The organism is Tepidibacter hydrothermalis, assembly GCF_029542625.1.
GTDB lineage: Bacteria > Bacillota > Clostridia > Peptostreptococcales > Peptostreptococcaceae > Tepidibacter_A > Tepidibacter_A hydrothermalis.
Genome location: NZ_CP120733.1, coordinates 511,610 through 524,234, shown reverse-complemented (window position 1 = coordinate 524,234; position 12,625 = coordinate 511,610). Strand labels below are relative to the sequence as shown.

The window sequence follows — 12,625 nt, the reverse complement described above, 5'->3', positions numbered from 1 at the left end:
CGATCCCTCCTTTTTGCTTAAATTAACCTGTTAAACTCAAAAGTAGGATGTTTAACCTCAATATCAACCATGAAATTTTCTACTTGCATATCCGCATCTAAAGAATATGTTTTCCACCCATTTGTAGCAATACCTCCCCAACAAATATCTACTTTTCCGAGTGTAACATCAAAGACCATACTTTTGATTGTTCCGAAAAACTCATCATACCAATGGCAACACAGCCCCGTAGGATATTCTGAAAGAAGAAGGTCTTTCAAATTTTTATCCGTTAATTGATTTGTATGATCCATGTAGTTCTTTATAAACTCATATCGGCAAACTGAATGTTCCATAGCCAATGGCTCAATTTCCGCTATCTCAGGCAGATGTGCATGATTTGTTGAGTGGATATATTGCTTCGTAGTAGTTCCGTCAATTTCCTGCACGGCTTTTTTTCCATCCAATGTTTCAAACAAAGCAGCTCTGCCAAACTTATCGGCAAGGATCAGATTAATATTATATGCAATCGGCATATCCATCAGAGATTGTAACGCTTCGTTTACATCTTTACAATTTTCTAACAGAGAACGTATCACCGCCCAAAACTGTAAACCTGTGATAGCTGGTTTACGCATAATTTCCATGTTACCAACAGGCATACCACAAGAAGTCTGACCAACCATCAACCCACATTCGTTTATTCCCTCGCTTCGTCCAAACTGCATGACACTTCCACCCATGTGATCATATTTTCCTTTAACCTTTGTTTTACAAAAAGAGAAGTCATCCATTTTATGAGAAAACTCATAATTACGAGCTACCATAACATGACCATTTGCCGTCAGCTTTGGAAGTACCGCAAGTAAAGAACAGCCTGGAGTTAAATAGGTCATAGCATAATAAACCATCTGTAAGCGTGTTTCCCCGATAGCATCTGCGAAACCTTGCAGTTCTTCGTTCAGTCCAGGACAATATTGGTCAAACATCTCGGTCATTTCTTTTGCCCTCTTTTCTGTGAAAGTTCCAGGTGGACACTTTTGCATTTCGATAAATTGTGGGTAGTTTATAGCTATTTTTCCGAGATGATAGCCTATCTCATAGTTCGTACCACACAATTCAAAAATATTCACTCTTGCTTTTTCCATATAGTTTACCTCTTTCCTTGATCTAATTTATTTGTATTTTATCTAATTAGTAGGAAAACTACATGATATTTTCTGCTATGTTTCTCTTTTTTCTATATGCATAATAACTATATGCATTTGACTTAACAAACCCATTTTTCCATTAAATATATAATCCTCAATCTAGTTATAGTTTATCTATTAATGTATCCCATGTAAGTTCAAGAACTCCTATCATATTTTGAGGCTCATTTGAAACATATGTTATAACAGCATTCTTATCTGGTAACATTACAACATATTGACCATACGAACCGTCCATACGATATGAATTAAGATATGAGTTCATCCATATTTGATATCCATATCCTTGATGATGATCTGCAGTTGCAAAGTATGGATTAAAATCACTAGTTTCAATTTGAACAGATGTTGCTTGCTCTATATAATTTGATGGAATAAGTTGCTTATCCTTCCAAACCCCTTTATCAAGAATTAATTGTCCAAATCTTGATAATTGCTCTGCTGTTAAATATAACCCTGAAAAGCCTTGTGGGATTCCTTTTGGACATGTATCCCATTTTGGTCTGGGTATATCCAAGTGTTGAAATATTTTTTTATCTAAGTATTCATCTAAGTTAACACCTGTAGTAAGACTTATAATTTTTGAAAGCATATAAGTTGCAGAATTGTTATATGTAAAATGAGTTCCAGGTTCAAATACAATCGGTTCATCAACGAACAATTGGCAAATATCCCAACTCTTACCCTCACTCCAATCAGCTTTCATCACTGGGCATTCTATATGCCCAGTTCCCATACAAAGTAAATCATGTATAGTCATCTTTTTAAGATATTCATTCATGCCTACATGTTGAATATCAGGAAAAAAATCTATAACGTAATCATTTATTTTAAAGTAACCCTCACTAATTGCAATACCAACTGCCATTGAAGTAAATGTTTTACTTACTGACCACAAAAGAGTAGGCTTTTCTTCTTCAAAATCATGCTTAGCAATTATATCACCATCTTGACGAACAACAACATTTAGTACGTTCAGATTTTGTTTTTTTACGGATACTACTAAATCATTTAACAATTTATTATTCATTACAATCATCTCCATTAATTATATATTTCTTTTAATAGTTCTTCGTTCGTATAAAATTACTCTCATAATTTTAAAACAACACTATTAAAAAATATATACCTAATATTTTTATAATAAAAAATTCGTCTACTCGCTACCTCGGTGACTCATGTCGCCAACGATCCTTACAGGCTCCATTGCTTAAAAATAGTGCAAATTTAGCTTTTTCAACAAATTATCTACAAAACAAAAAATGATATAATTTCCTCAAGAATAAAAAATAAAATACCCCATGTGAAAATAAATTTTACATGGGGTATTTATTAACGTGAATATATAATTTTCTTAATAGTATAAACTGAAAGACAGTATTTTTCTGATAATTTATCTATTGAATTCCCACGTTTATAAGCAATTCGAATCTCATTATTACGCTTAATGTATTCTTGCTTTGTTCCATTTTTTTCACCCCAAGATTTACGAGTACCTATTTTACTTGGGATATATATTGTATGTCCTTCAACATATTTTTGAATTTCAGTAATAAGATGTTCTGGAAGTATATCACATGCTTTTATGTATTTCATCAACTTCACCCCTTAATTATTAATGATTAAGGATGTAAAGCCTGTTTATTAAAATAAAAGTCGATGATTATTTTATTATAATTTAAACTCCATATAAAGCATCATCGACGCTTATTTTACAGACTTTACATGGAGTTTATAAACTACAATTACTCTCATAATTTTAACACCTCTCTTTATATTTATACTCTCTATTTTGTCTTACATAAATATGTATATACTAACCATGACTTTAATATTAAATCTATGTCAATATTTTATATAAAAAAGTTCTTCTTTAGAAGAATCTTAAATGTAAACTTTTTTGAAACTCATAACGAAAATTATATTTACCCATAAGTTAAAAAAGAATATAATTTCCTATTCGTTATAAAAAAGCCAACTTTTTAATATGTAATTATAATCACTATATTAACTATTTATTTCTTTATCAATATAAAAATACCAAATAAGCAGTTTTAATTTGCTGAAATTCGTTGCTCTTTATTAAGTAACACTATAAAATTTAAATATATTTAATCGAGGTGATATTATGAAAATCGAAAGGTTGTTAGGAATATTGTTTTATATAATAAATAGGGATAATGTTAGTGCAAATACTTTAGCTGAACATTTTAATGTTTCTCGAAGAACCATTATTCGTGATATAAATACATTAACATTAGCAGGCATTCCAATCTATTCTGAAATAGGATCTAAAGGTGGGTATTCAATTAATCGTAATTATAAACTAAATGAAAAAATAATTGATAATACAAACTCTGAATATATTCTACTCGCTTTACAAAGCTTGAAAAGTGTTTATGGTGAAAAAAAGGTTCATGAAACATATGAAAAAGTAAAACATATATATTCTGATAAAAATAATAATAATTCACTAAATATTGATTTTTCTATAGTAAATGAAAACAAAAGTATAATTTCATACATTTCTATGTTAAAAGAAGCTATTCAAAATAATAAAACCATCTTATTCGAATATACTAACCTTAATAGTGATACTCGAATAGTTAAATGTAATATCGTACATGTTTTCTATAAATGGTACTCTTGGTATGCTTTTGGTTATGATTTAGAAAAAAGTAATTTTCGTATGTTTAAGATAGTAAGAATGAAAAATTTAGAAATAAGTGATGAGTATTTTGATAATAATTACAATGTAGAAAAGTTACTTGATGAATACGAAGAAAAAAGAGATAACGATAATATATATATTACTATTGAATATTCTAAGGAGATCGAAACTTTAATTAATGAATATTTTCATGGTGATATTATCAATATATCAGAATCATCTATAGTTAAAAAAGTTGCTATAAAAGAAAATGATTTTATTATGTTTTCTATAATTTTAGGTTTTGGAGAAAAAATCAAAGTCCTTTCACCTTTATCCTACCAAGAAAAAATTAGAGAACATTTGAAAAAAACTTTAATAAAAAATTATAGTAATAGTGACATATAGGTGTCACTATTCTTATGTTATAATGTTTTTAAATTAATCTGAGGAGGAATAAAATGAAAAAAATTATATATCTTTATATTCTAGAAGCCATGGCTGAATGGGAAGTTAGCTATATTCTACAAGCTATTAGTATGGAATCTATGTTAAAAAAACAAAATAGAGAATTTGTAATTAAAACCGTTAGCACTACTAAAAATCCAATAAAGACAATCGGTGGACTAACTATTACTCCAGACTGTTTGTTAGATGAAATAGATGAGAATAATATAGCTGCCTTACTCTTACCTGGTGCAGAAACATGGAAAAACGAAGAAAACAATCACATTTTACAAAAAGCCTTATCATATATAGATAAGGGCATTCTTGTAGCAGCTATATGTGGAGCAACACTTGCTTTGGCTGATTTAAAAGCCTTAAATAAATTCAAGCATACAAGTAATTCTTTAGATTACCTAACATTATTTTCAAAACAATATAATGGTAAAGAGTTATATGTTGATTCTCCAGCTTTTGCTGATTGCAACTTGATAACTGCAAGCTCAGCAGGAGGTTTATTATGGGCAAAACACATTATACAATATTTGAATGTTTTCCCTTGTGAAACTATTGAATCATGGTACAACTATTATTCTACCGGTGACCCTAAATACTATACCGAGCTTATTTCACAGAGTATTTAACCTAAGTAGAATTATATCAATAAATAAAAAAATAAATGGTATTAAAAAAATCAAAGACTGTTTTATGATATAAGAAATAGATTGGAGAAAATATAATGAATTTAATAGGATTATGGTCATCAGACATATTTTATTATGATAATTTTGAAGATACAATTATTGGATTTACGGAAGAAGGAACGGGGTTTATAGCTTATATGAGACCACTATACTACGATATTATCTTATTCAAATGGTTTCTTAATGAAGATAAGTTAATTACATTGAAAGGATATAAAAATATAATTTCTTGTGACGATGAACTTGAGGAATCAGAAGATATAGATATTTCCTTTGAAAATTTATCGATTAAGGAGTCTACAGATAATAACCCTTATGGATCTAAAATAGATACAATTGAATTTTCACACTCTATAATGGGTGATTTAAGTAAGTTTGGATTGCTTGATAAAGATATTCTAAGTCATCCTATATACAAAGATGTTATACACCTTAGTACATTGTAATTACTTATAAGAAACGTAAAATTTATGCACAATCTTATTAGTTATCTTGAATTGTTATTTTTAAATAAAATAGTGTAATGATAATTATATATGTATAATTAATTCTATAATAAAAAAACAGTATCTTCTGTAGATACTGTTAATTTTTTTTAGCTATAATCCTTACTTTTTTATTAGGCTTTAAACATTTTTCTTTAAGTTGACAACCTGCACAAATATAATCGATAGAAGAATATATTTGTTTTCCCGTTGTAGTTTTGCGAGAGGTAGGTATTAATTTCTTTTTATTTGGACATATGTATGTATTATGCATTTCATCATATATAAACATATTGTTTTGAAAAAATTTCCCATTAAAATCTGTAATATTAATACCTTGATCATCTATTAGCTTTTTAGCTTTTGTTCTTCTACTGTATGTATTTATATAATAAAATAATTTTCTCATATCCTTTTCATCAAACCACCAATCTTGAAAACGAATGATTCTATTACTTTTATTTGAATAATTTTTCTTTCTTTTTATATGCACATTTTTCATTTGTGGTTGCCTATACACACTTTTCTCAGTAATTGATTTAATATCATCAGTATAAATAATTCTTGTTCTTAAAATGCCTGTAAACTTCACATAATTTTCTCCAAGTTCTATCTTTATTTTTCTTGTAATAAGACCAATTATATTAATAATATAAATTGAACAGATACTACACGTCATTACTATAAAAAATATTGCAAAATGAAAACTATCTTTCATCCCATCCTCAATATAAAATTCTTTGAAGCAAAATAAAAGTATAATTAATGTTATCAAACATATAAGAATTACCGTTATGCCTGTTCTTACATATTCGCTATATTCTTTCGGGTACATTATATATGGTTTTTCTTTTAATCTATCCATAAATTTATTTAAATCCAGTTCATGTTTTGCAAGTTGTAATTTTCTTGATTTGATCGTCATTATTTTTACACTCCTAACATAATTATACTTGTATTTTTAAGTGTTCTCTCATTTGATATCCACCTTCCCTTAGATATTTAAATTTTACCTTTTTATTCCTTATATGTAAACAAATCTTATTCTATTGTTAAATTCTTTTATACATTAAGTTTAAAAAATTTAATAGAATTTTTTATTTCTATTTAGTAATATTTTATGATTTATTATATTATAGATATAGAAACTAAAATATAATAATTAAAGAACAGAAAAAAGTGAAATACCTTATACTAGTATTTTGAAGCAGGCAAAGTTGACGGTAAAAGAAAAATGTTTTGTTTTAAATATCTATGTGTCTGGATTTTAACATTACCATAATTATAACTACAACACAAAAAAATAAATGGTATTAAAATGTTAGGTAATGATTTAGGCGTTTTTCTATAAAACTTGTGTTACAGCGTTTGAATATCCGTTAATAAAGTTCGTTGTCTGACCGTTAGGGAGTTTAGAACTTTTAGGATATTCAATAAGATGTAATACTTAGTTTTATAAAAACGTTAACACATTACCGTTATTTTAATACCATTTGTTTTGCTCATAAGCACATGATTTTGCTTATTTTATTCTTTAATCTTTTTAATTCATTATTTTTTAACTATTCTAGCTACACACTCCACATGGCTCGTTTGTTGTATGTAAACACGGAATTAATGCCTCGTCACTTTGTAAAGAGAACGGTTTAAATCCCAGCTCACTTAGGTCATTATTCTTTAAATTTTTCAAAACTTCTTCATCAAATTTTAGTCCTGCTTTAAGTACAAAATAGATTGTATATGGCTTAGGATTTCCTTCTTCATCTTGACTGCCCACAACAACTTTCTCAACAAGACTTTCAAATATATCTCTATCAAACTCATCCATTTTTTCATTCTTATCAAATGCATTTCTAAAATTCTTAATTCTATTTGAAATAGATTTTTCTCCATCTAATGATAATGCTATCTCTCTTTTTGCTTCATTTAATTCTTTTAGCTTATTATTAATTTCATCATACTTTTGTTCATATACATCTAAAGCTATTTTTTCATTGATTCTTAGCTCTACTAAATTTTGCCCTTTATCTTCAACTTTAGAAATTTCACATTTGATCTTTGATAATTCTTCTTGACATTTCGGTACATCGAGTGCCTTTTCAACATTATCTAGGAATTCGCTAATCATATCTCTATTATTAGTGCTCAGTCTATTATACCCTTGCACAAAAGCCTTTTTAAATATATTTTCATCAATTGCTTTACTATGAGCACATGCTTTTCTACCATTTCTTATGCTTGTACTACATTGCCAAGTAAACTTTTCATGATTTGTACCACTATGCCATTTCCTTCTTATTAATGTTCCTCCACAATAGCTACATTTGCATAAGCTGCTGAATGCATGTTTCCTACTAAACTTTTCATTTCTTCCTTTGTTATTATGTCTTGAACTTCTTTTTTTCATTATCATTTGGGCTTTTTCAAACATTTCTTCTGAAATAATAGGTTCATGGTGATTTTCTACATAATATTTTTCTTCTTCTCCAAAGTTTTCTAACCTTCTATGGGTTATTGGATCAACAGTAAATGTTTTTCCTAAAAGTACATCGCCCTTATACTTTTCATTTTTTATAATTCCTCTTATAGTACTTTCATGCCACTTGGTGCTACCTCTTTTTGTTTTATATTCTAGCTTAGTAAGTTCTTTTGCAATAACAAAAGCTCCTGCTCCTTCAATATATCTTTTGAAGATATATCTTACAATCTCTGCTTCTTCTTCATTGATAGATATACTTTTATCTTCCTTATTGTAATCATATCCTAAGCATCCATTATATCCTACAAGTTCTCCTCTCTTCATCTTCATCTTCAAACCCATTTTTACGTTAGCTGAAATAGATTCGCTTTCTTGTTGAGCCAATGAACTAAGTATTACAAGCAGCATTTCACCATTCATAGTCAATGTATTAATATTTTCTTTTTCAAACATTATAGCAATATTTTTTTCTTTAAGAAGTCTTACATATTTTAGCGTATCCAAAGTATTCCTTGCAAATCTTGAAATGGACTTAGTAATAATTAAATCGATTTTACCATCTACAGCATCATTTATCATTCTTTGAAAATCCATTCTTTTACTTGCTTGTGTCCCAGATATACCTTCATCCGCATATATATCAACTAATTCCCACTCAGGATTGGATTTTACCATTTCTTTGTAATACTTAACCTGTGAATTGTAACTGAGTTTTTGTTCTTCTGAATCAGTACTTACTCTACAATATGCTGCCACTCTACTTTGCTGAAGAACTACTTTTCTATTTCTTCTTGTTTCTTTTCTTGCTTCTATAACTTTTACATTCGACATAACATCACCCTTCTCTTCTCATTTTCAAATTCTATATATAAACATTAACCAATTTTTTATCCGTGTTCTTATTCAGTTGTATGTCAATTATAGCATAGACAATATTGATACTCCAGATATCGTTCAATTTATTTAATCTATTCTTTAACATTTCAAAAAAGGGGCTGTCGCACTAAAAATAAATTCTACAAGATATTGTATTTATGATTGTTTCATAATCCAATATCTTGTATATGAATTTCTTAATGCGACAGCCCCATCTTACTCTTTTATTTATTATAGTTCCATAGCATAAACACCTATATTATATTTCTTCTTTATATATTCCTTAATCTTATCGTATTCATATTTTGTAACTAAATTCTTATTTTTCAATTGATTTAATAAAGCTAACTGTTCACAAAATTTTAGTATATTATCCATTTGATTTCCTCCTAAAAAATTAAGAGCCAATGTTTTATCAGCTCTTTTTATCAATAAAAAAACAAGAACTCTATTCGCTCTTGCTCCAAAATTTTTCTTATTCAAAATATGACTTATCCTTTTTTTCTATAATAAATCTCTCAATCTCACCTAATTCTTTCGTAACTTTACACTTTGGAAGTGCATTTATTACTGCATCATGATAATTTCCTTTTCTACTTGCTCTTACATCAAGTATGGAAATTATACCTGTATCCATTTCACTTCTTATAAGCCTTCCTGCACCTTGTCTCAGCTTAATTAACATTTTAGGAATCAATATGGAATTCTTATACTCTTCCATATCATCATAAAGTGTTTTTTCATATTCACTAATTGGATCAGGTATAGGAAATGGTAGTTTTACAATAATTAAGTGGGATAATATATCTCCAGGGATATTAACCCCTTCCCACATACTACCTGTTGCAAGTAATACACCCTTTTTACTTTTCTTAAATTCCAAAACAGCATTACTTTTCCCTCTACTCATTTCAATAAGTGGTATATCGGTTATCTGTTCCGATAAATATTTATATACTTTCCTTAGTGGTTTATATGATGTAAATAAAACAAGTGCATGTCCTGCTGAAGCCTTTATCAGTTTATAAGTTTCTTCAGCGACCCTTTTTATATATTTTTCATTATCACCATTTGGAAAAGGAATGTTATTAGCCATATATATCATGCAGTTTTCACGAAAATTAAAGGGTGATGATTTACTGATCTCTAGAATTTTATTCCTATTCACAAGATTTAATCCTAGTTTCTTCTTTATATAATGAAAATCACCATCAACAGCAATTGTTCCTGATGTTAATAGCATTGATCTATCTATGCACCAAAGATCTTTGCTTATTTCTTGGCTAAGTGTTTTGGGTATTGAAGATAAAACTGTTTGTCCCTTTGCATTAGGATTTTCAATCCAGTAAATTATATTGCAATGCATAAATGCTTTTATTTCTTCTACTATCCTTCTTATATCAAATAATAATTTTTTATCTTTATCTGGTAGAAGTTTCAACAATTCTTCAAGATTAGCTAATACTTTTTTCATCAATACATTTGCCCTTGAAGTAATTATCGTTTCAAATTTTTCAGTATCATCAATATACAAATTCTTAGGTATTTGATGAATAAGTTCCTTAAAAAATAAATTATTATAAGCAATAGTATCTTTACATATTTTAGCAATATTTTTTTTCATCTTTGTTTTAGCATTTTGTGGTATTGCTTTTTTCATTAAACTATTAATTTCATTTTGTTTAATAAATGCACCATACATTTGCCCAGCTGCTCCTATTAATTTATGAGCTTCATCTATAATTACCGCCTTGTACTCTGGAAATAAGGGTATCAATCCCTTCTTTCTTTTTAATATATCTGCAAAAAAATAATTATGGTTACAAATTTGAAAATGATAATGGGGTTTCCTAGCATTAGTCATGAAGTTTTGATAAGAACAACTTTTATGCTTCCTGCACTTAAAACAATTAGTAGTCTTTACGCAAATCCTTCGTTTATCATAATTGCTAATACCTTTGACTTCATCTAAATCAATTTCTATGTCTTTAATTAATCTTTTTAATGCCTTGTATTCACTCATTCTTTTTTTACTTGGATCTAAAGTATTAAAATAATCCTTTAATCTATTTTCACAAAGATAATTCTCCTTACCTTTTCTTAAAACACAAGTAATTGGGTTTGTTATAATTCCATTTTCATATAACATTTTTGATATCTCAGGGATATAATCTCTGATAATCGCTCTTTGTAATTCTATGCTTGATGTAGATATAATCATTGGCATTGGTCTAGTACCAATACTTTCTCTAATGAAAATATTGTGTACAATAGCTGCTACAAGATAAGCGTGGGTTTTTCCCAAACCAACTGCAATATCACTCATTGAAATCTTTTCTTCTTCCATAGCTTTAAACATATGCTTTGAAAGATTAACTTGCTCTTTTCTAACTGTGTATCCATACATAGGGAATATTACTGTAAATATATAATCAATCATCTCTATTCCACTTTTAGGATATTCCATATTAAAGAAAGGTAATTTCATTAATTTCATGGTAATCTTTTTAGAATCATCATGAGTAACTGGATTTTTCCTGTGAAATAGATATTGTTGTTCTCCACTTATAAAATTTATTGCTTTATATGTGTACGTTTTACCCGTATAATTCTGAATTAAAATACAATCCTTAATCATAAATACTCCCGTAGCAGTATCAGGTATCCAATCTAATCTTTTTATTTTTTTTACAATAACATCTGTGTTGTAACTTCTTCGTAAGCTGTCCATCTTTTTCTCCTCTACTTTCAATCAACATAGTCAATTGTTTTTTACTTAACAGCAGAATCATAGGGCAAAACATTAATAACCCTTGCTTTGCCTTATGATTCTACTGTTAAGTATCCTTATATTTGTTTTGAAATTTGTAATCATATTTGCTCCCAGCACCCCTATAATATAGGGCAATATTTTAGGCGGTCATTGGTTAGTGACCTCATAAAATCAACCAAAGCCATTGGCTTCCAGACTAAGGCTGTATTCTCTCGTCACGTTCTGTGCGAGCTGCCATCCATTTGTGATTTAGGACTTGACAGAAGTATCGTTCTAATTTTCCCCTGCGAATCATGGCGAATTATCTATACCATTAGATAATTTAAAACCAGATATTTCTCGCTCTTGTTATTAACAGTCTTGGCGTATCTGTTTATGTCGCTTTCCCTTCGGACGCAAGGTAACGTACCTAAAATATTGGATATAAGCAGAATAATAATTTCTGCTATTTATCAAAGAACATGAGGATAAAAAATACCCCCTCACTTCTTAAGCCAAAAAATGAGGGGGGGTGCCGAAACTTTTTTTAATTTTTTAGTAGTTTTTTTATTTTTGAGAGAATTTTATATTTTCGTGATTGAAGGGTTGTCCTTGCAACACCTATTTCTTTTGCTAATGCAACTTCACTTTTCCCACAAAAAAACAGCTCCTGAATGAGCTGTTTCTCTTCCTGTGATAATTTTGTAATTACCACAAGCATTTTTTCAATTAATATGGATGTTATAACATCATCATCAACATTTTTAGGTTTATTAACCATCTTTTCTTCAACTGGATAATCAACATCTGTTAAGCCCTCATAGGATAATTCATGTTTTCTGCTGCGTTCTTCTAAATAACGTTCACGTCTATCCATGCTGTAATAAGTCTTATAAATTTCTTCACTTGTTTCATATAATTTCCCATCTATAGGAATAAAAAATTTCTTTCTTTTACCTGCTTGCCCATCATCTGATTTACTCATTCTTCTTACCTCCAAATTTGATTTTTTTGATTGTTAAATTCAAATTTGAAGATTATGGAC

General features: G+C 28.7%; 11 protein-coding genes. 3 read left to right on the top strand and 8 right to left on the bottom strand.

Going from position 1 to position 12,625, the window contains the following annotated elements; genetic code table 11:
- Positions 1-17 precede the first annotated feature (17 nt).
- The 3 genes from P4S50_RS02225 to P4S50_RS02215 form a co-directional block, all read right to left on the bottom strand.
- Positions 18-1,127 (bottom strand): C45 family autoproteolytic acyltransferase/hydolase, encoded by a 1,110-nt coding sequence (locus tag P4S50_RS02225; RefSeq protein ID WP_277732876.1) that lies wholly within the window; start codon positions 1,125-1,127, stop codon positions 18-20.
- Between the two features lie 166 nt (positions 1,128-1,293).
- Entirely contained in the window at positions 1,294-2,220 is a 927-nt protein-coding gene (locus P4S50_RS02220; protein WP_277732875.1) for a serine hydrolase domain-containing protein, read from the bottom strand.
- Between the two features lie 302 nt (positions 2,221-2,522).
- Positions 2,523-2,786: a CD3324 family protein gene (locus P4S50_RS02215; protein WP_277732874.1), complete on the bottom strand. Its 264-nt coding sequence runs from the start codon at positions 2,784-2,786 to the stop codon at positions 2,523-2,525.
- 532 nt (positions 2,787-3,318) lie between these two features.
- Here P4S50_RS02215 and P4S50_RS02210 point away from each other — a divergent pair.
- The 3 genes from P4S50_RS02210 (at position 3,319) to P4S50_RS02200 (ending at position 5,434) form a co-directional block, all read left to right on the top strand.
- A complete protein-coding gene (locus P4S50_RS02210) occupies positions 3,319-4,248 on the top strand; it encodes a helix-turn-helix transcriptional regulator (protein WP_277732873.1) in 930 nt (309 codons plus the stop codon).
- A 53-nt stretch (positions 4,249-4,301) separates the two neighbouring features.
- Complete coding sequence (locus P4S50_RS02205; RefSeq protein WP_277732872.1) at positions 4,302-4,928, top strand: DJ-1/PfpI family protein; 627 nt, start codon at positions 4,302-4,304, stop codon at positions 4,926-4,928.
- A gap of 95 nt (positions 4,929-5,023) precedes the next feature.
- Entirely contained in the window at positions 5,024-5,434 is a 411-nt protein-coding gene (locus P4S50_RS02200) for a hypothetical protein (RefSeq protein WP_277732871.1), read from the top strand.
- A 139-nt stretch (positions 5,435-5,573) separates the two neighbouring features.
- Here the strand turns inward: P4S50_RS02200 and P4S50_RS02195 are convergent, their stop codons facing one another.
- The 5 genes from P4S50_RS02195 to P4S50_RS02175 form a co-directional block, all read right to left on the bottom strand.
- Positions 5,574-6,398, bottom strand: a complete 825-nt coding sequence (locus tag P4S50_RS02195) for a hypothetical protein (protein ID WP_277732870.1) — start codon at positions 6,396-6,398, stop codon at positions 5,574-5,576.
- Positions 6,399-7,040: 642 nt separating this feature from the next.
- Complete coding sequence (locus tag P4S50_RS02190; RefSeq protein ID WP_277732869.1) at positions 7,041-8,783, bottom strand: recombinase family protein; 1,743 nt, start codon at positions 8,781-8,783, stop codon at positions 7,041-7,043.
- A 276-nt stretch (positions 8,784-9,059) separates the two neighbouring features.
- Positions 9,060-9,311, bottom strand: a complete 252-nt coding sequence (locus P4S50_RS02185; RefSeq protein WP_277732868.1) for a hypothetical protein — start codon at positions 9,309-9,311, stop codon at positions 9,060-9,062.
- Positions 9,304-11,559 (bottom strand): ATP-dependent DNA helicase, encoded by a 2,256-nt coding sequence (locus P4S50_RS02180; RefSeq protein ID WP_277732867.1) that lies wholly within the window; start codon positions 11,557-11,559, stop codon positions 9,304-9,306. Before P4S50_RS02180 ends, P4S50_RS02185 begins: the two co-directional genes overlap by 8 nt.
- A 568-nt stretch (positions 11,560-12,127) precedes the next feature.
- Complete coding sequence (locus tag P4S50_RS02175) at positions 12,128-12,565, bottom strand: sigma-70 RNA polymerase sigma factor region 4 domain-containing protein (protein WP_277732866.1); 438 nt, start codon at positions 12,563-12,565, stop codon at positions 12,128-12,130.
- Positions 12,566-12,625 lie beyond the last annotated feature (60 nt).

Bases quoted from the DNA above. Each gene is read 5' to 3' on its own strand.
- P4S50_RS02210 (WP_277732873.1), top strand. From the start codon at position 3,319: ATGAAAATCGAAAGGTTGTTAGGAATATTGTTTTATATAATAAATAGG.
- P4S50_RS02175 (WP_277732866.1), bottom strand. From the start codon at position 12,565: ATGAGTAAATCAGATGATGGGCAAGCAGGTAAAAGAAAGAAATTTTTT.
- P4S50_RS02190 (WP_277732869.1), bottom strand. From the start codon at position 8,783: ATGTCGAATGTAAAAGTTATAGAAGCAAGAAAAGAAACAAGAAGAAAT.
- P4S50_RS02195 (WP_277732870.1), bottom strand. From the start codon at position 6,398: ATGACGATCAAATCAAGAAAATTACAACTTGCAAAACATGAACTGGAT.
- P4S50_RS02180 (WP_277732867.1), bottom strand. From the start codon at position 11,559: ATGGACAGCTTACGAAGAAGTTACAACACAGATGTTATTGTAAAAAAA.
- P4S50_RS02220 (WP_277732875.1), bottom strand. From the start codon at position 2,220: ATGAATAATAAATTGTTAAATGATTTAGTAGTATCCGTAAAAAAACAA.
- P4S50_RS02215 (WP_277732874.1), bottom strand. From the start codon at position 2,786: ATGAAATACATAAAAGCATGTGATATACTTCCAGAACATCTTATTACT.
- P4S50_RS02225 (WP_277732876.1), bottom strand. From the start codon at position 1,127: ATGGAAAAAGCAAGAGTGAATATTTTTGAATTGTGTGGTACGAACTAT.
- P4S50_RS02205 (WP_277732872.1), top strand. From the start codon at position 4,302: ATGAAAAAAATTATATATCTTTATATTCTAGAAGCCATGGCTGAATGG.
- P4S50_RS02200 (WP_277732871.1), top strand. From the start codon at position 5,024: ATGAATTTAATAGGATTATGGTCATCAGACATATTTTATTATGATAAT.